The organism is Kaistia adipata DSM 17808, assembly GCF_000423225.1.
GTDB classification, from domain to species: Bacteria; Pseudomonadota; Alphaproteobacteria; order Rhizobiales; family Kaistiaceae; genus Kaistia; species Kaistia adipata.
This window is the reverse complement of sequence record NZ_AUHO01000007.1, coordinates 682455-705637: the sequence shown is the minus strand read 5'-3', so window position 1 is coordinate 705637 and position 23183 is coordinate 682455. Positions and strand designations below refer to the sequence as shown.

Annotated in this window: 22 protein-coding genes; 7 read left to right on the top strand and 15 right to left on the bottom strand. The window is 67.4% G+C overall.

The genetic code is table 11. The annotated features are described in order from the left end of the window. Positions 1 to 19: 19 nt before the first annotated feature. From G539_RS0108220 to G539_RS0108210, 3 genes are all read right to left on the bottom strand, one after another. Positions 20 to 1531, bottom strand: coding sequence for a M81 family metallopeptidase (locus G539_RS0108220; RefSeq protein WP_245576831.1), 1512 nt, complete (start codon positions 1529 to 1531; stop codon positions 20 to 22). Between the two features lie 266 nt (positions 1532 to 1797). Further along, positions 1798 to 3102: a type III PLP-dependent enzyme domain-containing protein gene (locus G539_RS0108215; protein WP_029074763.1), complete on the bottom strand. Its 1305-nt coding sequence runs from the start codon at positions 3100 to 3102 to the stop codon at positions 1798 to 1800. Then, positions 3093 to 4553: a M81 family metallopeptidase gene (locus G539_RS0108210; RefSeq protein ID WP_029074762.1), complete on the bottom strand. Its 1461-nt coding sequence runs from the start codon at positions 4551 to 4553 to the stop codon at positions 3093 to 3095. Before G539_RS0108210 ends, G539_RS0108215 begins: the two co-directional genes overlap by 10 nt. A gap of 263 nt (positions 4554 to 4816) precedes the next feature. Here G539_RS0108210 and G539_RS0108205 point away from each other — a divergent pair, with 263 nt between their 5' ends. The 3 genes from G539_RS0108205 (at position 4817) to G539_RS0108195 (ending at position 7655) form a co-directional block, all read left to right on the top strand. Continuing rightward, entirely contained in the window at positions 4817 to 5608 is a 792-nt protein-coding gene (locus G539_RS0108205) for an IclR family transcriptional regulator (protein ID WP_029074761.1), read from the top strand. Between the two features lie 6 nt (positions 5609 to 5614). Continuing rightward, on the top strand, positions 5615 to 7102 hold the full coding sequence (locus tag G539_RS0108200) for a M81 family metallopeptidase (protein ID WP_029074760.1): 1488 nt from the start codon (positions 5615 to 5617) through the stop codon (positions 7100 to 7102). Between the two features lie 172 nt (positions 7103 to 7274). After that, positions 7275 to 7655: a RidA family protein gene (locus G539_RS0108195; RefSeq protein WP_029074759.1), complete on the top strand. Its 381-nt coding sequence runs from the start codon at positions 7275 to 7277 to the stop codon at positions 7653 to 7655. A 58-nt stretch (positions 7656 to 7713) separates the two neighbouring features. On the opposite strand, the gene G539_RS0108190 is transcribed toward G539_RS0108195, so the two are convergent. The 7 genes from G539_RS0108190 to G539_RS0108160 form a co-directional block, all read right to left on the bottom strand. Next, positions 7714 to 8523, bottom strand: coding sequence for an SDR family NAD(P)-dependent oxidoreductase (locus G539_RS0108190; protein ID WP_029074758.1), 810 nt, complete (start codon positions 8521 to 8523; stop codon positions 7714 to 7716). Positions 8524 to 8536: 13 nt separating this feature from the next. After that, complete coding sequence (locus G539_RS0108185) at positions 8537 to 9376, bottom strand: NAD-dependent epimerase/dehydratase family protein (protein WP_029074757.1); 840 nt, start codon at positions 9374 to 9376, stop codon at positions 8537 to 8539. After that, positions 9376 to 10461 (bottom strand): Gfo/Idh/MocA family protein, encoded by a 1086-nt coding sequence (locus G539_RS0108180; protein ID WP_029074756.1) that lies wholly within the window; start codon positions 10459 to 10461, stop codon positions 9376 to 9378. The genes G539_RS0108185 and G539_RS0108180 overlap by 1 nt, the downstream gene beginning before the upstream one ends. A 2-nt stretch (positions 10462 to 10463) precedes the next feature. Further along, positions 10464 to 11336 (bottom strand): carbohydrate ABC transporter permease, encoded by an 873-nt coding sequence (locus G539_RS24145; RefSeq protein ID WP_051231203.1) that lies wholly within the window; start codon positions 11334 to 11336, stop codon positions 10464 to 10466. Further along, positions 11336 to 12280, bottom strand: a complete 945-nt coding sequence (locus tag G539_RS0108170) for a carbohydrate ABC transporter permease (protein WP_245576830.1) — start codon at positions 12278 to 12280, stop codon at positions 11336 to 11338. The genes G539_RS24145 and G539_RS0108170 overlap by 1 nt, the downstream gene beginning before the upstream one ends. A gap of 4 nt (positions 12281 to 12284) precedes the next feature. Then, on the bottom strand, positions 12285 to 13217 hold the full coding sequence (locus G539_RS0108165; RefSeq protein ID WP_029074754.1) for a sugar phosphate isomerase/epimerase family protein: 933 nt from the start codon (positions 13215 to 13217) through the stop codon (positions 12285 to 12287). Between the two features lie 136 nt (positions 13218 to 13353). Continuing rightward, positions 13354 to 14685, bottom strand: coding sequence for an ABC transporter substrate-binding protein (locus G539_RS0108160; RefSeq protein WP_035830560.1), 1332 nt, complete (start codon positions 14683 to 14685; stop codon positions 13354 to 13356). Between the two features lie 302 nt (positions 14686 to 14987). Here G539_RS0108160 and G539_RS0108155 point away from each other — a divergent pair, with 302 nt between their 5' ends. Together G539_RS0108155 and G539_RS24140 are read left to right on the top strand one after the other, a co-directional pair. After that, entirely contained in the window at positions 14988 to 15620 is a 633-nt protein-coding gene (locus G539_RS0108155) for a cysteine hydrolase family protein (RefSeq protein ID WP_029074752.1), read from the top strand. A gap of 123 nt (positions 15621 to 15743) precedes the next feature. Continuing rightward, positions 15744 to 16187 carry a MarR family winged helix-turn-helix transcriptional regulator gene (locus tag G539_RS24140; RefSeq protein ID WP_245576829.1) on the top strand — a complete coding sequence of 148 codons (444 nt, stop codon included), beginning with the start codon at positions 15744 to 15746 and terminating at the stop codon, positions 16185 to 16187. Here the strand turns inward: G539_RS24140 and G539_RS0108145 are convergent. Then, a complete protein-coding gene (locus tag G539_RS0108145) occupies positions 16184 to 17089 on the bottom strand; it encodes a LysR substrate-binding domain-containing protein (RefSeq protein WP_029074751.1) in 906 nt (301 codons plus the stop codon). The genes G539_RS24140 and G539_RS0108145 overlap by 4 nt on opposite strands. 159 nt (positions 17090 to 17248) lie before the next feature. On the opposite strand from G539_RS0108145, the gene G539_RS0108140 reads away from it, so the two are divergent. Then, positions 17249 to 18472 (top strand): acyl-CoA dehydrogenase, encoded by a 1224-nt coding sequence (locus G539_RS0108140; protein ID WP_051231200.1) that lies wholly within the window; start codon positions 17249 to 17251, stop codon positions 18470 to 18472. Continuing rightward, complete coding sequence (locus tag G539_RS0108135) at positions 18472 to 19614, top strand: CaiB/BaiF CoA transferase family protein (RefSeq protein WP_029074749.1); 1143 nt, start codon at positions 18472 to 18474, stop codon at positions 19612 to 19614. The genes G539_RS0108140 and G539_RS0108135 overlap by 1 nt, the downstream gene beginning before the upstream one ends. A 77-nt stretch (positions 19615 to 19691) precedes the next feature. Here the strand turns inward: G539_RS0108135 and G539_RS0108130 are convergent, their stop codons facing one another. From G539_RS0108130 to G539_RS0108115, 4 genes are all read right to left on the bottom strand, one after another. Then, on the bottom strand, positions 19692 to 20264 hold the full coding sequence (locus G539_RS0108130; RefSeq protein ID WP_029074748.1) for an amino acid synthesis family protein: 573 nt from the start codon (positions 20262 to 20264) through the stop codon (positions 19692 to 19694). Continuing rightward, complete coding sequence (locus G539_RS0108125; protein ID WP_029074747.1) at positions 20261 to 20845, bottom strand: amino acid synthesis family protein; 585 nt, start codon at positions 20843 to 20845, stop codon at positions 20261 to 20263. The genes G539_RS0108130 and G539_RS0108125 overlap by 4 nt, the downstream gene beginning before the upstream one ends. A gap of 32 nt (positions 20846 to 20877) precedes the next feature. Continuing rightward, positions 20878 to 22071 (bottom strand): amidohydrolase family protein, encoded by a 1194-nt coding sequence (locus G539_RS0108120; RefSeq protein WP_029074746.1) that lies wholly within the window; start codon positions 22069 to 22071, stop codon positions 20878 to 20880. A gap of 187 nt (positions 22072 to 22258) precedes the next feature. Then, positions 22259 to 23179 carry a LysR family transcriptional regulator gene (locus tag G539_RS0108115; RefSeq protein ID WP_029074745.1) on the bottom strand — a complete coding sequence of 307 codons (921 nt, stop codon included), beginning with the start codon at positions 23177 to 23179 and terminating at the stop codon, positions 22259 to 22261. Between the last annotated feature and the right edge of the window lie 4 nt (positions 23180 to 23183).

Here is a 23183-nt window from a genome sequence, read left to right as displayed (position 1 = left end):
CAGCCGGGGCCGCGACCGCTCAGGCGTCGACGCGCTTGCCCGGCTGCGACGAGTGCGCCCGCCAGTCGTTGAACTGCTCGATCGGATAGATCGGGCGCGGAATCCGCGCCCATGGCAGCGTGAACACGTCCGACTGGCCGGGACCGCGCGTGTCGGCACGGACGACCGTCGGCGCGATCGGCGCGAAATACTGGAAGTTCGACGCCGTCTTCAGCACGGCGATGCCGTAATCCTCCGGCTCGACGCCCATCGCCCGGTAGATGCCGGGGACGTTGCCGGCGACACCGCGGAGCGTCGTGATCATCAGCGTGACGGGACCGACGTCGAAGATGACGGACGGGCCGAGATCGACCTCGGACTGCTGGTTATAGTCGTCCAGCGTCACCACGCCGCCGCCCACCTTGCGCACCGTGCCGGTGACCTCGAGCGGCGTGAAGAACGCCGCCGCCGCATCGCCGCCGAGCGGCAGCGTCACCGTGGCGCCCTCGCCCGCCGCGACCAGCGTCGCCGCCGCCTGCGGCGAGATCAGCGGCACCAGCGCGCGCTTTTGGATGCCGAGCCGCAGCATGGCTTCGAGCAGCAGGTTGCTGTCGCCCGCGGCGCCGCCGAACACGGTGTCGCCTGTATCGCTCAGCACCACGCGACCGGGCGCCGCGTCGGCGAGGCGGACCGCTTCGTCGACCGGAACCGCCTCGCGGATCTGGAAATCGTCGCGCAACGACCAGCAGAGATCGGCGAGATCGTCGGCCAGCTTCTCCGCCAGTTCGGGGTCGTTGTCGGTGACGACGATGACCGACCAGCCGCCCTCGGCGACGTCGAGCCAGGGCTGCATCGGATAATTCGACGCCTGCAGCACGCGGGTATCGGCCTCGACCGCCCGGGCCGCGTCGAACCAGACCTTCATCGGCCCCTGCGAGGTCAGGAACTGTTCCTGGTGCGAGACAAGCGGGATCTTCCGCCACGCCGTCACGGGCTTCAGCCCCTCGGTCAGAATGCGGAGCAGCAGGCGCGTGCCGATCAGGCCGGTGTCGTAGGGATCATGCGGCTGGGTGCGATGGCCGACGATGGCGGTCGCGTTATCGATGATCTTCTGCGTGACGTTGGCATGATGGTCGAGGCCGAGCACGATCGGCACGTCCGGCCCGAGAATCTCGCGGCAGAGCGCGATCTGCTCGCCCTCGACATCGTCGATGCCCTCGGCCGAGCAGGCGCCATGCAACTGCAGCGCCAGGCCGTCGACCTTGCCGGCCGCGCGCAGGCCTTCGCGGATCTTGTCCTGGAAGAACTGGAAGGATTCCGTCGAGATGCGGCCGCCGGCGACCGCATAGCCGCGGATGATCGGGATGGTCTCGATGTCGAGCCCGCTTTCCTCGATCGCCTGGATATGGCCGCCGACCTGGCCGTAGCCGCGCTGCTTCTCGATCATCTCGTCCCCTTCGAAAATGCCGAAGGAGCGATAGTCGTCCAGCGTGGTCAGCACCGGATTGAAGTCGTTCGTTTCCTGCGCGACGTGGATGACGGCGATACGCAAGTCAGTCTCCATGAGAATTAGTGTTCAGTGCGAACGAATAGATTGGCCAAGCCGGCATCCGTGCGAATGGGAATATCGCAATCGGTCGGTATAGGCTTGCGCTCGAAGAGCACATGGACAGCACAGATCGGGGTGTCCGGTCGTCGATCAGGCTATAAACCGTCAAATTTCGCGTCAATGCCGCGACGTTTCGTCAGGCGGAATAACTTCTACACTCCCGGCATTTCATGCGCCGCCACGCGCGGAGCGCGGCGGCGCAAGCTTGGTCAGAAGAACGTCTTCAGGGCGCGGGTGACGCGGTACTCCTCGTCGACCAGCATCAGCACCGACCATTTGTCGAAGGTGGTGCAGGGATGGCTGATGCCGAAGCCGACGAGATCGCCCGCCTTCAGCGGGCTTCCCTCCGGCGTGACGAGATGGCAGTGCTGGTCGTTGAGCGCCACCACCTGATGGCCGGCCGGCAACTCGGCCGGAGCGCTCATGCTGCCGTCCGGACGATACCAGCGCAGCGGCACCGGCAGGCCGGCGTCGTGGCTGACATCGCGCTTGCCCATGGTCAGCATGGTGCGGCCCGGCTCGGGGCGCGACTGCACATGCGCCCAGACTTCCAGCGCCGGCTCCAGCCCGCCCTCTGGAAGCGTCAGCGTCGTCTCGTCGACAATGCGCCGGAAAGCCGCCGCATAGGCGATCGAGTCATGCGTCAGGTAGCAGCCCGAGCGGAGCACGCGCAGCACCGGATGCGGGAAGGCAACGCGGTTGAAGCGCTCGACGACGCGATCGAAGAAAGCCGAACCGCCGGCACTGATGATGATCGGCGCCGACGACGTGTAGAGGCCCTGCTCCAGCGCCAGGAGCGCCGTCTCGGCGACGTCGTCGATCAGGACATCCGCCGTTTCCGGCGTTGGCAGCATGCCCTCGAAGCACTCGAAGCCGGCCAGCTCCAGACCCGGCGCCGCCGCGACCACGCGGGCGATCTCGAGCGCGCCGGCGCGCGACCGCACGCCGGTGCGGCCGCCTTCGAAGCCCATCTCGATCAGGATGCGCAACGGATTGCCGGCCGGCGGCGGATTGCGCAGCGCGCCCTCGGCCAGCATGGCGACGCCGTCGAGGCTGTCGGCCAGGCAGTAGAGCTCGATCGCGTTGTCGCCCTGAAGCGCGCGGAAACAGGCGTCGACGGCCTGGCGGCCGGCCGGCTGGTTGGCGAGCAGCACGCGCTTGACGCCGAAGCGACGGCAGACCTCGACCTGCTGCAGCGTCGCGGCGGTGATCGCCCAGGCGCCGTCGGCGATCTGCAGGTCGAACAGATGCGGCGACATCGTCGTCTTGCCGTGCGGCGCGATGACGAGGTCGTTTCCGGCCGTGAAGGCGCTCATCCAGGCGCTGTTCGCCGCCAGGATGTCCTGGCGGATCACGGCGAGCGGCATTGGCAGGTCGCCGTCGAGGACGGACCAGCCCTGCTTTGCGACGTCTCCGACCGTCAGTCGCGGCGCATCATAGGGCAGCCCCTTGGTCGAGGGATCGAGTTCGAGGGCGTCAAGCGCGGCGATGTCGAGACGAGGAATCAGAGCCATGGATTGGGGTCCAGCGGTGCGAGGGGGCGACGGGCCTTGGTATAGGGAATCTTGGCGGTGTCGCTGGGATAGGGGCCGCCCGTGTCGAGGTAGTGCACCTTATGGGCGATCGGCGCGAAGGCGGCGTGGAAATGGTTGGAGGACTTCACCACCACGATCTTCTTGGCGGCGAGGTCGACGCCGAGATCGGTGAAGACGGGCGGGCTGAAGGTCTGGGCCCGGGTCGAGGCGAGCACGACGTCGAGATTGCCGATCGTGACCGCCGCGGCCGGCCCGAGCGAGACCCAGCTCTGCTCGAACGGCACCAGCAGGTCGTCGGTGATGCCGCGCACCACCACCCGGGCGTCGACCGGCTTGCCCGAGGTCGGCGCCGCCTTGCCGCCAAAACGGAGGTCGATCTCGGCGCCGACGCCGGCGGCGCGGCAGAAGGCGACGGCGACCGGATCCCAGAGCGCTCCGATCGCGGCCGGAATTTCGGGGTGGCGCAGCAGCGCCTCGACCATGACGGTCGAATCGCCGGCGACGCCGCCGCCGGGATTGTCCCAGCGATCCGCCAGCACGACAGGCTGGCCGATCTCGGCCAGCGCCTGCTCGATCGCCTCCTCGGGCTTGTAGTGGTACGGGCCGCCGCCGGCGCCCCAGCTCAGGATCTCGCGCCCCAGCTGCTCGGCGAGAGCCGCCGCCTTGCCGCGGTTGGCCTCGCCATCGGCGATCACCAGCACCTTGGTGCCGACGTCATAGACATCGGCGGCCTGGAAGCCGTGCGCCACGGAGATCGAGAGGATGCCGTCCCGCCCTTCCAGCGCCTTCATCCGGTCGACGAAGCTGCGGCCCGGCTCGCGGCTGGTCATGAAGCCGGTGATGGCGCGGCAATCGAAGACGGCGCTTTCCGGCGCGATCTCGCGCCGCGCCGCCTTGAGGCAGAGATCGACCAGATCCTCGGCGCGCTCCAGGAAATCGGTGTGCGGGAATTCCTTGAAGGCGACGATGACATCGGCCGCCTCGACCATCTGGTCGGTCAGGTGGCAATGCATGTCGAGCTCGGCGCCGACGATCGCCTTCGGCCCGACGATGGCGCGCGCATGCGCCAGCAGGTCGCCCTCGCAATCGTCATAGCCGCGCGCCACCATCGCGCCGTGCAGGCCGAACAGCACGATGTCGACCGGCATCGCCGCCCGGAGCTGGTCCAAAATCTCGTCGCGCAGGCTTTCATAAGCCGCCTGGGAGACGAGGCCAGCCGGCTCGGCCCAGGTTGCCGTGCCCTCGAACAGGGCGAAGCCGTCGGTGCGGGCGCGGCGGCGCGCCGCCACCATCGGCCCGGAGCAGAGCGTCGGCGTTTCGGGATGGGTGCCGGGCGGGCAGTAGAACGCCTCCTCGAACGCCCCGCGATCGACGAAGAGCGGCGCAAACGTATTCGTCTCCGTCGCCAGCGACGCCACAAAAACCCGCATTCCCGATCCCCCGCAGCGACGGGAGACCCCGCCGCACAATCATTCCACCTAATGGAACGTCCATTCGGCCCGTTGGGCAAAGTTAAAGGGATTGCCCGCCACGGTGTCAACCACGCCAGACACCATCATCATGGGAAATCCCGCATTCGCCTTGCGCATGATTTTCGCTTCGTGCCAAACTGTCGACCGAGGGCGCGATCGATTATCCTATAATATGGAACAAACGAACCACCCTCCCAACGAGAGGCCGGGTCAGGACGAGCATGTCGAAACAAGAGAGCGAATCCGGCGCGGCCGTCGCCGCGCGCATCCAGTCGGTCGCCCGCGCCAAGGCGCTGCTCGACGCGATGGCGAGCGGCGACTTCGTCTCGCTGCGCGATCTGGCGCTCCGAACCGGGCTCGCCAAGACGACCGCCTTCAACCTGGTCACGGCGCTGGTCGATGTCGGCCTCGCCGAGCGCGACGCCAAGGCCGGCGCCTACCGGCTCAGCCTGCAGCACCTCGTCTACGGCAAGGCGGTCGAACGCCGGCTCGACATCGCGGCGATCGCGCAGCCCTATCTGGTTCGGCTCTGCGCGGAGACGCGCGAGACCGTCAACCTCGCATTGCCCGGCCCGACCGACGCCGTCATCGTCGAGAGCCTGGAAGGCAGCCAGACGCTGCGCGTCTCGTCCTATTCGGGCACGCGCGCCGCCTATCACTCGACGGCCTGCGGCCGGGCGCTGCTCGCCTACCAGCCACTGACCTTCCGCAAGATCATCTACAATCTCGGCTCGCTGCCGGCCGCGACCGACCGCACCATCACCGACCCGCAGGCGCTCGAGGAAGTGCTCGAACGCTGCCGCACCGTCGGCTGGACCACGGAATATGAGGAGAACGAGATCGGCGGTGCCTGCGTCGCGGCGCCGATCTTCGCGCCGGGCGGCGAGGCGATCGCCGCCGTCTCGATCGCCGGCCCCTCGGCCCGCTTCGAGCCCGACGCCATCGAGCGGCTCGGTCGCCTCCTCGTCGCCACCCTCGCCGAGATCACGGCGAACATGTCACGCAACAGGTAGCCATCCATGACCAGACGTCCCCGCATCCTGCTGGCCGGGCTGTATCACGAGACCCACACCTTCGTGGACGAAATCACCGGGCTCGCCGACTACGAGATCCTGCGCGGGGCGGAGCTGCCGGCGCGCGCCGGCGACGGCTCCACCGTCGACGGCTTCCTCGAGGTGGCTGCGGCCGAAGGTTGGGACGTCGTTCCGGTCGTCGAATATTCGGCCCTCCCCTCCGGCACGACCGACCACGCCGTGTTCGAGCAGTTCTGGGACGAACTCGAAGCCGGCCTGCGCGCGGCGCTCGCCGATGGCGGCCTCGACGGCATCTGGCTGGCCCTGCACGGCGCCATGGTGACGACCGGATCCATCGATCCCGAGGGCGAGCTGCTCGCCCGCATCCGTTCCGTTCCCGGCGCCGAGGCGCTGCCGCTCTACGGCGTGTTCGACCTGCACGCCACCTTCACCGCCGCCATGGCGAAGAACGCCAACGGCCTCGTCGCCTATCGCGAGAACCCGCACACCGACGCGCGCGATTCCGCCGTCCGCTCGGCCGAGCTGCTAGCGCGGGCGCTGGCTGAGAAGGCCGCGCCGGTCATGCACGCGCGCAACGCCGCCATCCTCTGGGCGCCGCCCGGCACCGGCACGGCCGATCGGCCGATGCGCGACCTCGAGGCGCTGGCCCGCCAGATCGAGGCCGAGGATGCCGAAATCTGGACCGTCAACATCATCGGCGGCTATTCCTTTTCCGACGTGCCGGATGCCGGCGTTGCCTTCTCGCTGATCACCACCGGCAGCGCCGAGCAGGCGAAAGCCGCGCTCGACCGGCTGGAGGCGCTCGCCTGGGAGCTGCGCGAACTCGGCCAGCCGAAGGAGTGGGACCTCGACGCGGCGCTCGCCGAGATCAAGGACGCCGAAGGCGGCCCCTATATCGTGGTCGAGCCGGCCGACAATATCGGCGGCGGCGCGCCCGGCGACGACACGGCCGTGCTGCGCGGCTTCCTGCGCCACGGCATCACAAACGCCGCCGTCGCCATCGCCGACGCGGAGGCCGTGAAGCTCTTCGCGGATGCGAAGCCGGGCGAGGTGCGCAAGGTCTCCCTCGGCGGCAAGGGCAGCCGGCTCGGCGCCGGCCCGGTCGAGATCGAGGCGACCTTCGTCAGCCGCAGCGACGGCGAGTTCGAGCTCGAGGACCGCAACAGCCACCTCGCCGCCATGCAGGGCGTCCATATCAGCATGGGGCCGTCGATTGTGCTGGAGGCGGCTGGCATCCAGATCCTCGTCAACAGCCGCAAGACGCCGCCCTTCGATCTCGGCCAGCTCCGCTCGCAGGGGATCATCCCGGAGGCGCTGAAGGCGATCGGCGTCAAGGCCGCCGTCGCGCACCGGCGTGCCTACGACCCGATCACGGCGAAGAGCTTCACGGTGGCGACATCGGGCCCCTGCACCAGCGTGCTGACCTCGCTGCCCTATCGCCGCCTGCGCAGCCCGGTTTTCCCCGTCAGCTAAGCGCCGGACGGCGTCCTCCCGCCCTTGCACCTCTCCCTGAGGGAGAGGTCGACGGCGAAGCCGGCGGGTGAGGGTTTACGCCCTCTCCGGAACGTTCCCTAAGCCCTCACCCGGACCTTCGGTCCGACCTCTCCCTCAGGGAGAGGTGAAGAAAGCCAAACGGAGACCCAAGATGATCGAATATCCGAGCGAACCGGATACCCCCCGCTCGCACCTGCCCTTCAGCCCGGCAACGAAGTTCGGCGAGTTGATCTTCGTGTCCGGCCAGGCCTCGGTCGACGCCACCGGCAAGATCATCTCGGAGGATTTCGAGGGCGAGATGCGCCGCTCGATGGAGAACATGCGCAAGGTGCTGGAGACCGCCGGCAGCGACTTCAAGCATGTGCTGCAGACGCGCAACTACGTGCAGGACCCGGCCGACATCCCGCTCTTCAACAAGCTCTATCGCGAATATTTCAGCGAGCCGTTCCCGGCCCGCACGACGATCACCAACTGCCTCGGCGCGGCGCTCCGCTACGAGGTCGAGTGCATCGCCATCGCCAAGAAGGCCTGACGGGCCCGTCCGCTCGGACCAAAGCAAAAGGGGCAGCCGCGAGGCTGCCCCTTCTTGTTTAGATGTAGCGCGGATAGGCGTCCGCGTCGGGCGCGTTGGCCCAGCTCATCAGGGTCTGGCCGCCGTCGATCAGGAGCTCCGAGCCGGTCAGATGCCGGGCATCGTCGCTGGCGAGGAAGGCGACCGTCGCCGCGACATCCTCGGGCTGGCCGATGCGACGCAGCGGGATGCGGTCGGAGAAGCGCTTGGTGCTCGCCTCGAAGGCGGCCTTGTCGCCAGCCGGCACGCCCAGCGTCGTCTGGATGACGCCGGGGCAGACGGCGTTGATGCGGATGCCGTAGGGCGCGCAGTCGAGTGCGGCGACCTTGGTCAGGCCGACGACGGCGTGCTTGCTGGCCGTGTAGGGCGAGCCGCCCGACAACACGTCCCAGCCCGCCATGGACGAGCCCATGTTGACGATCGCGCCGCCCTTCTTCTGGGCGATCATGATCCGCACCACCGCCTGCTGCACGATGAAGATGCCGCGCAGGTTGATGCGGATGACGCGATCCCATTCCTCCAGCGGCAGGTCATAGATCGGCGCCGGCGTGCCGGAAATGCCGGCATTGTTGAAGAGGACATCGATCCTACCGAAACGCTCGACAACGGCGGCGAGCGCCTTGTCGACCGCCGCCGGATCGGTCACGTCAGCCGCGACTGCGAAGGCGCGCTCGCCCAGTTCCTTGGCGAGCGCCGCCGCCTGCTCGGCGTTCTGGTCGAGAATGGCGACCCCGGCCGCGCCCTCGTCGAGGAAGCGACGCACCGCCGCCTGACCGATGGCGCCCGCGCCGCCGGTCACCAGAACGATCTTGTCCACGAAGCGCGTCATACGCTGTCTCCAATCATGCTTTCGGATAGTCGCGCCAGGAATAGCGGGGCTCGTAGCCCAGCGTCTTCCGCGCCTTGTCGAGGTCGAAGGTGCTGGCGAAGCCGGGCAGAGCCCCCTGCCGCGCCTTCGGGAAATGGCGCGCCGCGAGCTCCGCCGACGGCTCGTCGGCATAGCTGTCGGCGGCGCTGATCATCACGCGGGCGTGCCCCTCGACCGGCGCTTCCAGCGCCAGCAGGAAGGCGGCCGCCGCGTCGCGCGCGTCGACATAGGTCCAGAGATCCTTCCACGCCTCGCCGGAGGCGCGGCGGGGACCGATCTGACCAGCAAAACTCTCCGGCGTCTGCACCCAGGGCATGCGCAGGCTGACGGCCGTGAAGGCGCCACGGCGGACCGCCGCGTCGACCATCTCCTCGCCAAGCCACTTCGAGACGCCATAGGCATCCTGCGGGCCGGCCGGATGGGCGTCGTCGATCGGCAGGTAGAGCTGCTCCGGCGGCTTGGTGAAGAACGGATAGCCGAAGATCGAGAAGGACGAGGCGTAGACGAAGCGACGGGCACCGGAGAGCGCCGCGCCCTCGATGACGTTGTAGGCCAGCGCCATGTTGGTCTGGAACACTTCCGCCGCGGCGCGACCCGTCGGGCGCGGGATGGCGGCGATGTGGAAGACCGCGTCGGCATCGCGAACGAGTTGCAGCGCCACGCCGAGATCGGTCAGGTCGGCACTGATGTGACGCCAGCCGCCTTCCGGCGGCGGCGCCGTGTCGATGCCGAGCACGTCATGCCCCGCCGCGACGGCCGCGGCGGCAACGTGACGGCCGAGCAGACCGCTAGAACCGGTAATGACAATCCGCATCACTTCACCTCTTTCGGGCAGGCGGGCAGCGCCTGGATGATCGCCTGCGCCAGCTTCAGATCCTCGAGGCCGCCCTCCATGCTGGTGCGCGGCGCGGCGCCATTATGCAGGCAATCGATGAAGTGCAGCCACTGCTGGCGGAAGGCGGTGTCGGGCTTGCCGGGGATAACCACCTCGGACGGGCCGTCGCCGCGCGGCTCGCGGATCGTCACGGTCGCCGCCGTGTTGCGGACATAGGGGTTCTGGAAGTCGACGCGAACCTCGTCATGCTTGCCATAGGCGGCAATCCATTCGTCCCACCACTCATACTGCGCGCCGAACGACACTTCGAAAACGCAGGGTACGCCGTTCGGGAAGTTGAGCAGCGCGAAGATGTGGTTGGGATCGACCGCCTTGGCGTATTCGACGCTTTCGGCGACGCCAAAGGCGCCGCGCAGGACGGCGAGGTTGTGGCTGCCGAGCATCAGGAGCATCAGATAGAGGTTCTTGTAGCCGGCATGATCCGGGCCGAGCGACGCCTCGATGCGGGCATCGGCGGCGGCACGGCCGGCGGCGAGGCTCGCCGGATCGATGTCGGTGCCGCGCACCTGGGTGTAGAGGCTCTGGTAGCGGTCGAAGCGGCCGGCGAAATTATGGACGTGGATCTGCTTCAGCGCCTCGATCGAGGCCATGCGCTCGATGCCGAGCACATAGCCGGGATCGTAGAGCTTCATGTAGCCGACCAGCCCGATGACGCCCTTGGCCTTCGCCTTCTCGATCAGCGGCGCGGCTTCCTCGGCCGTGAAGGCGAGCGGCTTCTCGACCGTGAAGTGCTTCCCGGCGGCGATCACGTCCTCGATGATCGGACCGTGGTCGTAGGTGCAGATCACCACGACGTCGACGGCCGGATCGTTGATCAGCTCGTGATGGTCGGTGTAGCGGCCGGCCACGCCATAGGCGTCGCCGAGGCTGTCGACCACCTGGCGCGAGAGATCGCAGAGCGCCGCGATCTCGAGCTCGGGCAGTTCCTTGAGGATCGGCAGATGCATGAGCTGGGCGATCTCGCCGCAGCCGACGACGCCGACACCGATCTTACGCTTTGTCATTCTCAGGCCTTCACTGCGCCGGCGGTCAGGCCGGCAATAAACTGCCGCTGCATCAGCACGAACAGGGCGATCACCGGCAGGGTGGTGATCATCAGCGCTGCGAAATAGAGGTTCCACAGGGAGTCGTACTGCTGGAAGAAGTTGACCAGCCCGAGCGGGATGGTCTGCACCTCCGGCTGCCGGAGCAGCAGGAAGGCGAGGAAGAAGTCGTTCCACACCTCGATGAAGCCGAAGATGATGATCAGCGCCATGCCTGGCCGCGCCAGCGGCAGCATGATGCGGACGAGGATCGCCACCCGGCCGGCGCCGTCGACGCGGGCCGCGTCCTCGAGGTCGAAGGGCAGCGACAGGAAGAAGCTGCGCATGATGAAGATCGACAGCGGCATGATCGCCGCCGCGTAGATGAACGAGATGCCGACCGTCGAGTTGATGATCCCGAGGTCGCGCGCCACCATGAAGAGCGGAATGGCCAGCACCTGCGGCGGCACCAGCATGGAGCCGACGACGAGGCCTGTGATCACGCCGCGACCGGGGAAGCGCAACCGCGCCAGCGCGTAGGCGCAGGGCGTCACGACGACGATCAGGATCGCCAGCGACAACACCGTCACCGTCACGCTGTTGAAGATGCGGTTGCCCATGTCGGCCATCTGCCAGGCCTGGACATAGTTCTCGAACACCAGACTCGACGGCGGGCCCCAGACATTGTTGATCAGCTCGGGCTTGGTCTTGAGCGAACCGAACAGCACCCAGATCAGCGGATAGAGCGTCTGGAACAGCACGATCACCAGCGCGGCATAGATGCCGAGCCGCTCGAGCGACTGCGCGAAGGAAGCCGGGGCCGCCGGCGGCGCGCCGTGGACGGAGGAGGTGGCCATCAGATTTTGAACCTCGTGCGACCGAGCAGATAGACGAGCGCCGCGCAGAGACCGCCGACGAGGACGAACAGCGCGTAGCCCATGGCAGCGGCGTAACCCATCTGGCTTTCGTTGAAGGCCGTCTTCACCATCGCCGTGATCACCACCTCGGTGGCGTGGTTGGGGCCACCCTGCGTCAGCACATGCACGATATCGAAGTTGCGGACGAAGGCGCCGGAGAGGCCGAGGATCGTGTTGATGAAGATCACCGGCACCATCAGCGGCAGCGTGATGTGCCAGAGCCGGCGCCAGGCGCTGGCGCCGTCGACGCGGGCCGCCTCGTAGAGCTCGGACGGGATCGTCTGCAGGCCAGCCAGATAGATGACGGCATGGAAACCGAGCCATTTCCAGACATCGACGACGATGACGGCGTAGAGCGCCGTGTTGGCGTCGCCGAGCCAACTGCGCTTCAGCGAGGCCAGGCCGACGAGATCGAGGCCGGCATTGAGCAGGCCGAAGACGGGATTGTAGATCCACGACCAGAGCAGGCCGGCGGCGACGAAGGAAATCGTGACCGGCACGAAGACCGAGCCACGGATGAAGCCGCGCGCGAAGGTGACGCGGTTGAGCAGCAGCGCCAGCGCCAGCCCGAGCCCGTTCTTGAAGGCGAGGCTCAGGATGACGAAGATGAAGCTGTTTTCCAAAGCGCCGAGGAAGATCCGGTCCTTGAACAGGCGGAGATAGTTGGCGGCGCCGATGAAGCGGGGCGGCGAGAAGCCGTCCCAGCGATGGAAGCTGAGCCAGAGACCGTTGAAAAACGGCCAGAGGAAGAACAGCCCGAACAGGATGGCGGCCGGCAGGATCATCATCGCCGCGACAAAGCCATCGCTGCGCCCCAGGCGTCGCGCGAGCGAGACGCGAGGAGCGGCCGATGTTTTCAGGACCGAGATTGCCGGCGCGCTCATCATCTTACGGCTTGGTTTCCGGCGTCAGCACGAGGCCGAGCGTGTCCTTGAGATAGGCGATGCTCTCCAGCGCGCTCTGCTCCGCCGTCTTCTGCGAGGCGTCTAGCTCGACGATGGCGAGGCCGTCATAGTCGTTGTCGAGCAGGACCTTGACCAGCCCCGGCATGTCGACGACGCCGGCGCCGAGCTCGCAGAAGGCGGCGTAGCGGTCATAGCCCTTGAGCGCCGGATCGACCTTGGTGTCCTTCAGATGCATGTAGCGCACGGCCTCGATGTAGGTCCTGAGCGCGTCGACCGGGTCGGAATGGGTCTGCGCCAGATGCGCCGGGTCGATGCAGAGGCCGGCGACCGAAGTGTCGAGCTCGTCCATCAGGCGGTCGAGCTGCTCGCGCGTCTCGACGAAGGTGTCGAGATGCGGGTGATAGACCGTGTCGATGCCGAGGTCCTTGGTGCGGCGGCCGATATCCTCGAGCGCGCGGGCGAAATCGCGATAGTCCTGCGCGTCATGCGCGTTGCCGGAAGCGACCGACGGTCCGCCGCCGAGCACCAGCACCGGCGCATCGAAGCCCTTCAGCAGGCGGGCGAGCGACAGGAGCACGTCGCGCTCGTATTCCCAGGCGACGGGATTGACGAAGACGGCGTTGACGTAGAGCGACGACAGGCGGATGCCGAGCTCGCTCTGCGCCTTCGACAGGATGGCGTAGCGGCGCAGGATGTCGGTGTCGGTGGTGACGCCCATCGGCGCCTGGTGACCGAGCTGCATGTACTTGCGCGCGAACTGGTCGGAAAGGCTGGTGAAGGCGAGGATCTCGAACCAGCCGAAGCCCTGGTCGGCGAGGAACTTCAGCGCCGGCTGCAGCGGCAACCCGGTCAGGTCCCAGCTGTTCAGGTGATAGCCGATGGAGAAGCGCTGCGGCTTCGAGCTCAGGGTGGTCATGGTCATATCCTTGTCGACGATCGGGTCAGGCGGAACGCCAAAGGCGACGCCCGGCGGGCTTCCGGCCCCGGGCGCCTCCTCGAAGGCTGGACACCGGCGGATCGAGCCGCCGGCGTCGGGTCGCGTGTCAGGGGACTCAGTCGGCCGGCGGCCAGTTGCCCTGGGCGACGAGGTCGTCGAAGGCCGCCTGCACGGCGTCGGCCGCCTGCTGCGGCGTCAGCTGGCCGCCGACGACGCCGGCGATCGAGGACGAGACGGCGGTCGCGACCTCGGACGGCCAGATCCAGTCGAGGAACTTGACGGTGTTCGGGAAGGCGCTGGCGCGCAGCTGCTTGGCGTATTCCGCCTCGACGACCGGCACGCCCTTGACCGAAGCGGCGAGCGGCTGCTCGGGTTCGAGATAGAGCGTGGCGACGTCGGGCTTGGTCAGGTAGGCCATGAAGGCCAGCGCCGCATCAACCTTCTCCGGAGCGATCGTCGCCGACAGGCACATGCCATTGTCGGCGCCGCCGCCATGCTTCGGCTCGCCCGGCGTTCCCGGCATCTTCGGGAAGGCGAAGGCGCCCCATTCGAAGTTCTTGACGCCTTCCTGGAGAGACGGGATTTCCCAGGTGCCGCCATAGTACATGGCGCTCTTGCCGCCGGCGAAGGCCGAACGCATGCCGTCCTGGTCGACCGCGAGCGAATCCTTCGACAGGATGCCGTCATCGACCCACTGCTTGATCAGCTCGAATGCGGCGACACCGTCGGCGTCGTTGAACTTCGCGGTCCCATCGAGGATCGCGGTGGTGCGGCCGATCGGATCGCCGGAAGCCTGCGCGTAGGTCTCGAAATACCACATCGGCCACATCGGCGTGTTCGAGCCCTGATGCAGCAGCGGGATCATGCCGGCGGCGGCCAGCTTCGGCGCGGCGGCCTTCAGGTCCTCGTAGCTCGGCGGCACGGGGATGCCGAGATCGGCGAAGGCCTTCTTGTTGTAGAAGATCGCCGAGGTAGACATCGTCGTGATCGGAACGCCATAGACCTCGCCGCGAATGGTGAAGGCGCCGACGGCGGCCGGATCCAGATTGGCGGAAAACGCCTCGATCTCTTTGGTGATCGGGCGCAGCACGCCGCGGCGGACATAGGCGCCGTTGGTGTAATAGGCCGAGCAGGAGAGCAGATCCATTTCCTGGCCGGCGAGGCGCGCGGTCATCACGCGCTGGACGTCATTGGCCTGCGGTCCCTGCGCGTCCCACTCGACCGCCTTGACCTCGGGATGCGCGGCGAGGAAGCCGGCGATCACCTTGTCCTGGATGGCCTTCTGGACATCCGGCGTCTGGCGCGGCGCCAGCTTGTTCAGGGCCGAGCCGCCGAACACCTTGAGCGTCAGCCCCTCGGCACTGGCGAGCGAGGGCGAAAACGCGACCAGGGCCGTGAGCGCGCCGGCGAGCATGAGACGCGACACAGTTTGCTTGCGAATATGCATGACTTGTCTCCCAACCAATGATGAGAACCGGTCCCTCCAGCCTCTCCGTTCATTGGTAGTCATACAATGATCCGACTGAATCCCGGTCTTTGTCAATGCATTCTGAGGGGCGCAGCTCATTTTTGAAATCTGCATAAAAATCAGCTAGATAGTGCATGCCCTTGACCAAAGGCAGGGCAGTCTGCTTTGGTTGACAGAGCCCTCGGAATATACTTACTAGCCAAATAAATTTTGGCGCCGAGAGGCGTAATGGCGCGCCGGCACAACCCTGGCGACGCCACAGAACCGGCATGGAGGGCCGTATGAGTACTGACGTTTTCTCGTCGCATCGTCATGGCGAGCAGATGGTGCTCGACAAGGCCAGGACGGCCGTCATCGTCGTCGACATGATCAACGAGTTCTGCAAGCCGGGCGGCGCCATGGTGCTGCCGGGCTATGAAAAGCTGGTCCCGCACCAGCTCGCCGTCATCGAGGCCGCCCGCGAAGTCGGCGCCCCCGTCCTCTGGGTGCATGACGTGCACCGCGCCAACATGCGCCGCGACCGCGAGTGGGTGAAGCGCACGCCGCACTGCGTCGAGGGCAGCTGGGGCACGGAGATCATCGAGGACCTCGGCGCGCGCGACGACGAGATCCACATCATCAAGCGGCGCTATTCAGCCTTCTTCCAGACCGACCTCGACATGACGCTGAAGGACATGCAGGTCAACCAGATCGTGGTGTTCGGCGTCGTCACCAACATCTGCGTCCGCTCGACCGTGCATGACGCCTTCTTCAACGGCTACGAGGTGGTCGTCCCGGAGGATTGCTGCGCCGCGACCGGACCGCGCGAGCAGGAGAGCTCGCTCTACGACATCGCCACCCATTTCGGCGTCGTCTCGACTGCCGCGGATGTTGTGGCTTCCCTGAAGAACGGCCTTGCGTTGCAGCAGGTTTGAGGTTTGTCTTTGCGGCAAGCGATGAAGAGGCCCGATCCCTTGATTGATGAAAGCAGTAGCGCGATCCCGCCGGACGAACCGTCCGCGGAGGGAACCCGTTACACACGGGAGCAGATCGACGCGATGATCGCCGCCACCGGCTACGATCTCGACCTGCATCCGGCCCATATCGTCCGCAAGGTGCATCAGCGCGCCACCACCTGCTTCCAGCAGGTGATGGCGGGCGAGGATCTGACGCCGACCCAGTTCGCCGCGCTCGCCACGATCCTACGCCACGGCGAGGTCTCGCAGAACCATCTCGGCCGCCTGACCGCGATGGATCCCTCGACGATCAGCCTCGTCGTGCGCAAGTTGCGCAAGCTCGGCCTGGTGACGCGCGGCGCCTCCAGCACGGACCAGCGGATGGTGATCATCCAGCTGACCGACAAGGGCGTCGATTACACGCTCGCGCGGCTCGGCAAGAGCAAGGAAGCGGGCCTGCAGCTGCTGGCGCCACTTTCCGCCGCCGAACAGGCGCTGCTGCTCGAATTGCTGCAGCGGATCAGCGACGACCAGAGCTCCTCTTAGGGGGCGGCCGCCGTCTGGCCGACCTGCTCCAGCAGCCAGGAGCGGAAGCGCATGAAGCCCTCCATCTGGCGGCTGCGCGCCGGATAGATCAGCGTATAGGGTTGGTCGCCGACCAGGCGGCGATCGGAAGCTGGCGCCAGCGTGCCCGCGGCGAGCGCCGGCCGCGCCACCACCTCCGGCACGAGCGCGACGCCGAGCCCGGCGATCGCCGCGTTGACCACCATGTCGAAATGCTGGAAGCGGGCGCCGCGCAGGATGGTGCGGCTGTCGAGGCCCGCATCACGGAACCAGTCGAGCCAGAGCGTCGGCCGCGTCGACTGCTGCAGGAGCGGCAGATGCGCCAGCTCGTCGTCCGGCAGCACGGGCCGCCCGCCGAGCAAGGCCGGCGCCGCGACAACCACCAGCTCCTCCGCCATCAGCACGTCGGCATAGGCCCCGCCCGGGCGGTGGTCGCCGCGCTGGATCGCGGCATCGAATCCGTCCGCCTCGAAATCGACCGCCTCGAGCCGGGCCGAGATGTCGAAGGTGAGGTCCGGCGCGATCACCCGGTAGGCGGCGAGGCGCGGCACCAGCCAGCTCGAGCCGAAGGTCGGCAGCACGGCGAGCCGCAGCACGTCCGCATGGCCGCCGAAGGCCATCACGGTCATCGCCGCCTGGCGCAAATCGTCGAGCAGCCGATCGGCATCGCGATTGAGCGCGCGCCCGGCATCGGAGAGGATCAGGCGCTGCTTGACCCGGTGGAACAGCCGTACGCCCAGCCGCTCCTCCAGCGTTCCGACGGAGCGGCTGACGGCGCTCTGGGTCAGGTTGAGCGCCTGCGCGGCCCGCGTCGTGGAGCCGAGCCGGGCGCAGGCGGAGAAGGCCTGCAGCTCCGTGATCGTGGGGATATAGCCCTCGCGCATGGCCCGCACTCCCGCCCCTCTATGATCATTACTCATCAACTTCGCTGAAAGGCTTGTTATCTCGCTTGGGCCAGATTTGCTAGTTTCTCGGTCGATCATTCCGGTAGGGCGGCCGGCGCAGAGCCGCGCCCTCCCCCGTCAGACGCAAAGGTGAGAATCATGTCCACCCAGAACCCGACCCTGAAGCCGAAGGACCTGCCCGCGCTCTCGCGCTTCGTCTGGGACGACCCGTTCCACTTCGAGGCGCAGCTCACCGACGAGGAGCGCATGATCCGCGACACGGCCAAGGCCTTCGCGTCCGATCGCCTCCTCCCCCGCGTCGAGAAGGCCTATCTGGACGAGCTGACCGATCCCGAGATCTTCCGCGAGATGGGCGAGACCGGCCTGCTCGGCGTCACCGTGCCGGCCGAATATGGCGGCGTCGGCGCCTCCTATGTCGCCTATGGCCTCGTCGCCCGCGAGGTCGAGCGCATCGATTCGGGCTATCGCTCGATGATGAGCGTGCAGTCCTCGCTGGTGATGTACCCGATCTACGCCTATGGCAGCGAGGCGCAGCGCGAGAAGTACCTGCCGAAGCTCGCCAGCGGCGAGTGGATCGGCTGCTTCGGCCTGACCGAGCCCGACGCCGGCTCCGACCCGGCCGGCATGATCACCAACGCCAAGAAGACCGAGGGCGGATACGTCCTGAACGGCGCCAAGACCTGGATCTCCAACTCGCCGATCGCCGACGTCTTCATCGTCTGGGCGAAGTCGGAAGCGCATGACGGCGCGATTCGCGGCTTTATCCTCGAGAAGGGCATGAAGGGCCTATCCGCGCCGAAGCTCGGCGGCAAGCTGTCGCTGCGCGCCTCGATCACCGGCGAGATCGTGATGAGCGACGTCGAGGTTCCGGAAGACGCGCTGCTCCCGAACGTCGCCGGCCTCAAGGGCCCGTTCGGCTGCTTGAACCGCGCCCGCTACGGCATCTCCTGGGGCGTGCTGGGCGCCGCCGAGGATTGCTGGTTCCGCGCCCGCCAGTACGGCCTCGACCGCAAGCAGTTCGGCAAGCCGCTCGCCGGCATGCAGCTCTACCAGAAGAAGCTCGCCGACATGCAGACCGAGATCGCGCTCGGCCTGCAGGCATCGCTGCGCGTCGGCCGCCTGTTCGACGAGGGCCAGGCGGCGCCGGAAATGGTCTCGCTGGTCAAGCGCAACAATTGCGGCAAGGCGCTCGACATCGCCCGCCAGGCCCGCGACATGCATGGCGGCAACGGCATCCAGATCGAATACCACGTCATGCGCCACGCCCAGAACCTCGAGACGGTCAACACCTATGAGGGCACGCACGACGTGCACGCGCTGATCCTCGGCCGCGCCCAGACCGGCATCCAGGCGTTCTTCTGATGCAGCCGCTCGAGGGACTGAAGGTCATCGAGCTCGCGCGCATTCTGGCCGGCCCCTGGGCCGGCCAGACGCTGGCCGATCTCGGCGCCGACGTCATCAAGGTCGAGAGCCCGGATGGCGACGACACCCGCACCTGGGGCCCGCCCTTCATCGAGGACGGCGGCGAGAAATCCGCCGCCTATTTCCACGCCTGCAACCGGGGAAAACGCTCGATCGTCGCCGATTTTCGCACGCCCGAGGGTGTCGACCTCGTGCGCGCCCTGGTGCGCGACGCCGATGTCGTGATCGAGAACTTCAAGGTCGGCGGCCTCGCCAAATACGGGCTCGACTATGAGAGCCTGAAGGCGATCAACCCGCGCCTCGTCTATTGCTCGATCACCGGCTTCGGCCAGACCGGGCCCTATCGCGAGCGCGCCGGCTACGACTTCCTGATCCAGGGCATGGCCGGCATCATGGACCTGACCGGCGACCCGGCCGGCGAGCCGCAGAAGATCGGCGTCGCCTTCGCGGACATCTTCACCGGCCTCTACAGCGTCATTGCCATCCAGGCGGCACTGGCGCAACGCGAACGCACCGGCCTCGGCCAGCACATCGACATGGCGCTGCTCGACACCTCGGTCGGCGTGCTCGCCAACCAGGCGATGAACTACCTCGCCACCGGCAAGCCGCCGCGCCGGCTCGGCAACGCCCATCCGAACATCGCGCCCTACCAGACCTTCCCGGTTTCCGACGGCCACCTGATCCTCGCCGTCGGCAATGACGGCCAGTTCGCCCGCTTCGCGGACGTGATCGGCCGGCCGGAGCTTGCGACGGACGCGCGCTTCCTGACGAATTCCAGCCGCGTCGCCAACCGCGTCGCCCTCACCGAGGCGATCGCCGCCGCGCTCGCCTCCTGGCGGCGCGATGCGCTGCTCGAAAGGCTCGCGGCGGCGCATGTTCCGGCCGGGCCGATCAACACGCTGGAGGACGTCTTCACCGACGCGCAAGTGCTGGCGCGCGGCATGCGGATCGACGCCGAGGGTATTCCCGGCGTGCGCACGCCGATCACCATGTCGGGCGCCGAGCTGTCGCTCGCCAGGCGCTCGCCGCGCCTCGGCGAGCATGGCGACGAAATCCGCGCCGAGATCGCCGCCAAGGCCTGAAATCTCTAGCCACCGCAATAGAAAAGGGCCGCTGCTCGCGCAGCGGCCCTTTTCGTTCTCGACAAGGCGCAGACGGTCTAGGCCTTGTCGATATCCTCCTTGCGCAGGCCACCGACGCGGGCGAGCGGCCGCCCGGAATCGGTGATGGCGATGGCGACGACCATCTCGTGCGCGCGCGGCGCATCCGGAATGCGGATCTCCATCGCGTCGAAATGGCTGCGCACCCGCGCATGGTCCTTGTGGCCGAGCGGCACGTCGATGACCGCGCCGACCTTGGCGCGCTTCTTAGCCGACGGGATCAGCGCGTCGCCCTTGCCGAGCACGACGCGGAACGGTGCGCCGAGCTTCGGATGCATGATGGCGGCGGCATGTTCGAACTCGCCCTCGGCGCCGACGATGACCGCCTTGCCGAAGCTCTCGACCTGGTCACCCGGAATGCCGAGCAGCGCCACGGCGCGGCGCGGCAGCAGGTCGCCAAGCTGCTCGCCGAGCGCGATCAGCTCGTCGAGGTTCTCGACATAGCGACCCGAGGCCGCGTTCGACACGACCGCGGCGGCCGCGACCTTGCGGGTCGGGGCCGGCAGCACGACGTCGCCTTCGATCAGCGTCTCTTCGAGCGTCGTGACGATCTTGCGGATCACGCGGCTCATCGCAGGCCATCCTCGCCCTTGATGTCGGCGACGGCCAGGCCGCCGACGCGGGCGTGCACGCGCGAACCGGTCGTCATCGACAGGATGACGACGATCTCGTCGGCGCGCGGCGCATCGGGGATGTTGACCTCGATGGCGTCGAAATGGCTGCGGACGTACGAGGCGTTGACATGGGTGATCGGAATGTCGATCGCCGCGCCAACGCCGCCGACCTTCTTGGTCGAGGGAACGATCGCCTTGGCTTCACCGAGCAGCTCGCGCATCGCATAGCCGCCGGGAACGTGCCAGAGCGCGCCGTGCTCGAGCTCACCGCCCTCGCCGACGATGGCGCCCTTGCCATAACCCTCGATCGCCGACGCGTCGCCGCCGAGCGCTTCGAGCAGGCGGGTCGACATCTGCAGGCCGAGCGGCTTCAGGTCTTCCATCAGGCCGGTGATGTCTTCGACATAGCGGCCGGCATAGGGGTTCTTGATCACGGCCATGATCGTGCCGCGACGGGGCGGATTGGCAACCACGGGGCCACCCTCGTGGAAGATTTCCTCGATGCGGATGACGAACTTGCGAACGACGACGTCGGTCATTTGAAGCTCCTGAGAGAGAGGGGACGCGATGGCTAGTTGCAGACGAAGGGCAGACGCTCGGCCGGCGGCGTGTTGCGGCTGCGGCCCGAACGGACGATGCCGTCGATGACGATCATGCCGACGCCCGGCAGGTCGCCGAGCTGGATGCTGTCGAGCATGTCGCGGCCGGCCGAATGCATCGCCTTGGCCAGGAACACGAAATCGGCGGGACGGCCGACCTCGATCAGGCCGCAGTCGAGATTGCGCATGCGCGCCGTGTTGCCGGTCGCGAAGCAGATGGCGATCTCGGCCGGAACGTCGCCGAGCGAGGAGAGCAGCGACACCATGCGCAGGATGCCGAGCGGCTGCACGCCGGAGCCGGCGGGGCCGTCGGTGCCGAGGATGACGCGCTCCAGCTCATTCAACTCCAGGGCCGTGCGCAGCGCGAACAGCGCCGAGCGCTCATTGCCGTTGTGGACGATCTCCAGGCCGGCCTTGCAGCCCTCGCAGATGCAGCGGATCTCGCGATCCGGCAGCGCGGTGTGACCGCCATTGATGTGGCCGACGACATCGGTTCCCGCCGCCAGAACGACGTCGGCGCCGATCAGGCCCGAGCCGGGCACGGAGGGGCCACCGGTATGGATCGTCGACTGGATGCCGTATTTGCGGGCCCAGGCGACCATCTTGCCGGCCGTCTCGCCGTCCTTGACGCTGCCGAGGCCGATCTCGCCGAGAAGGCGCACGCCCGCATCGGCCAGGTCCTTGAAGTCCTGCTCGACCATGCCCTGCTCGATGATCGGCGCGCCGGCGTGGATCTTGACGCCGCCCGGACGGAAGGCCGTGAAGGTGCGCTGCGCGGCGATGGCGAGCGCCTTCAGGCCGACGATGTCGGTCGGGCGCCCCGGCGTGTGCACCTCGCCGGCCGAGATCATGGTGGTGACGCCACCATGCATGGTGCTGTCGATCCAGTTCAGCTGGTTCTGGCGCGGCGTCCAGTCGCCCGCCACCGGATGGACGTGGCTGTCGATCAGGCCCGGCGCGACGACCGCCTGGTTGGCGTCGATGACCTGGTCGGCCTGATCGATGTCGAGATCCCTGGCGCGCCCGATGGCCGCGATCTTCCCGTCGACGGCAATGATCGTATCCGCATCGAGGATCGGGTTTTCCATGGCGCCGCTCAGCACCATACCGATGTTGCGAATGACGAGTTTGCCCTTCGGCTGCGCCGAGACGGGGTCGTGGGACATCGCGCTTCTCCATGCGTGCAATAGTCAGGCAGCCTTCGTCCACTACACCCAAATTCATATGAGTTCAAACAATATTGGCGGACAAATCACCATTCTTGACAGGGGATGCGAGAGGGAAACTCAAGCGTGGACGGACGGAAAACGGATTTTGTGCATCTACGCCCCCAGCGCGGCTGACGCAACGGCCTCAGCCGCTTGCGACGGAGCCGAGCGGACGCAGATGCGCGAGCAGGCGCTCCGCCGCCGGCGACAGGCCGATGCGCGACCGCGTGACGATGCAGAGCGTCCGCCGCAGGCCGAGGTCCCGCACCGGGATCCGGCGCAGGTCCGGGCTCTGGATCACCGAAGCCGCGAGTTCCGGCATCAGGGCCACGCCCAATCCCCGGGAGATCATCGTCAGCTGCGCGATCGTGCCATGCGCCCGCAGGCGTCCATTCTGTAAACCTTTTGGTAACCCCGTGGCCGCCGCGATCCGCTTGCCGGTTCCCGTGCTCTCGTCGAGCCCGATGACCTCGGCGGCATCGAGGTCGGCGAGCGCCACCTCCGCCCGTCCGGCAAGCGGGTGTGCCGCGTGGCAGACGAGCACGAACGGATCGGAATGGAAGGGCTCATAGGCGAGTTGCTCGCTCTCGTGCCAACGCTCGGCGATGCCGAAATCGACTGCCCGCTCCAGCACCAGCGCCCCGACCCGCGCCGCGATGTCGTCCTGGACGGTGACCTCGACGGCCGGATGCTCGGCATGGAAGCGCTTCAACGCCGGGGCGAGATGGTGCAGCACGACCGAGGGCGCGGCCGCGACCTTCACCGCGCCGCGCTCGATGCCGCCGACCCGCCGCAAATCGTGCAGGGCGAGGTCGAAATCCGAGACGACGCGCCGCGCCGCGACCAGGAACTCGCCCCCGGCGGCGGTGGGCGTCACCGGGCGCGCCTCGCGGTCGAACAGGCGCAGGCCGCAATCGGCCTCGATCTGCTTGATCGTCTCGGTCAGCGCCGACGGCACGACCCCGAGGATTTCGGCGGCGCGCACGAAGGACTGCTCACGGGCCAGCGCCAGGGCGGCGCGGAAGTGGCGAATGCCGATGTTCGTATTCTTCGAATGAAAGATCATTTCA

What these genes read in the sequence shown, in the direction of transcription:
- G539_RS0108215 (WP_029074763.1), bottom strand. Translation starts at nt 3,102, where the DNA reads ATGGCTCTGATTCCTCGTCTCGACATCGCCGCGCTTGACGCCCTCGAA.
- G539_RS0108210 (WP_029074762.1), bottom strand. Translation starts at nt 4,553, where the DNA reads ATGCGGGTTTTTGTGGCGTCGCTGGCGACGGAGACGAATACGTTTGCG.
- G539_RS0108205 (WP_029074761.1), top strand. Translation starts at nt 4,817, where the DNA reads ATGTCGAAACAAGAGAGCGAATCCGGCGCGGCCGTCGCCGCGCGCATC.
- G539_RS0108200 (WP_029074760.1), top strand. Translation starts at nt 5,615, where the DNA reads ATGACCAGACGTCCCCGCATCCTGCTGGCCGGGCTGTATCACGAGACC.
- G539_RS0108195 (WP_029074759.1), top strand. Translation starts at nt 7,275, where the DNA reads ATGATCGAATATCCGAGCGAACCGGATACCCCCCGCTCGCACCTGCCC.
- G539_RS0108190 (WP_029074758.1), bottom strand. Translation starts at nt 8,523, where the DNA reads ATGACGCGCTTCGTGGACAAGATCGTTCTGGTGACCGGCGGCGCGGGC.
- G539_RS0108185 (WP_029074757.1), bottom strand. Translation starts at nt 9,376, where the DNA reads ATGCGGATTGTCATTACCGGTTCTAGCGGTCTGCTCGGCCGTCACGTT.
- G539_RS0108180 (WP_029074756.1), bottom strand. Translation starts at nt 10,461, where the DNA reads ATGACAAAGCGTAAGATCGGTGTCGGCGTCGTCGGCTGCGGCGAGATC.
- G539_RS24145 (WP_051231203.1), bottom strand. Translation starts at nt 11,336, where the DNA reads ATGGCCACCTCCTCCGTCCACGGCGCGCCGCCGGCGGCCCCGGCTTCC.
- G539_RS0108170 (WP_245576830.1), bottom strand. Translation starts at nt 12,280, where the DNA reads ATGAGCGCGCCGGCAATCTCGGTCCTGAAAACATCGGCCGCTCCTCGC.
- G539_RS0108165 (WP_029074754.1), bottom strand. Translation starts at nt 13,217, where the DNA reads ATGACCACCCTGAGCTCGAAGCCGCAGCGCTTCTCCATCGGCTATCAC.
- G539_RS0108160 (WP_035830560.1), bottom strand. Translation starts at nt 14,685, where the DNA reads ATGCATATTCGCAAGCAAACTGTGTCGCGTCTCATGCTCGCCGGCGCG.
- G539_RS0108155 (WP_029074752.1), top strand. Translation starts at nt 14,988, where the DNA reads ATGAGTACTGACGTTTTCTCGTCGCATCGTCATGGCGAGCAGATGGTG.
- G539_RS24140 (WP_245576829.1), top strand. Translation starts at nt 15,744, where the DNA reads ATGATCGCCGCCACCGGCTACGATCTCGACCTGCATCCGGCCCATATC.
- G539_RS0108145 (WP_029074751.1), bottom strand. Translation starts at nt 17,089, where the DNA reads ATGCGCGAGGGCTATATCCCCACGATCACGGAGCTGCAGGCCTTCTCC.
- G539_RS0108140 (WP_051231200.1), top strand. Translation starts at nt 17,249, where the DNA reads ATGTCCACCCAGAACCCGACCCTGAAGCCGAAGGACCTGCCCGCGCTC.
- G539_RS0108135 (WP_029074749.1), top strand. Translation starts at nt 18,472, where the DNA reads ATGCAGCCGCTCGAGGGACTGAAGGTCATCGAGCTCGCGCGCATTCTG.
- G539_RS0108130 (WP_029074748.1), bottom strand. Translation starts at nt 20,264, where the DNA reads ATGAGCCGCGTGATCCGCAAGATCGTCACGACGCTCGAAGAGACGCTG.
- G539_RS0108125 (WP_029074747.1), bottom strand. Translation starts at nt 20,845, where the DNA reads ATGACCGACGTCGTCGTTCGCAAGTTCGTCATCCGCATCGAGGAAATC.
- G539_RS0108120 (WP_029074746.1), bottom strand. Translation starts at nt 22,071, where the DNA reads ATGTCCCACGACCCCGTCTCGGCGCAGCCGAAGGGCAAACTCGTCATT.
- G539_RS0108115 (WP_029074745.1), bottom strand. Translation starts at nt 23,179, where the DNA reads ATGATCTTTCATTCGAAGAATACGAACATCGGCATTCGCCACTTCCGC.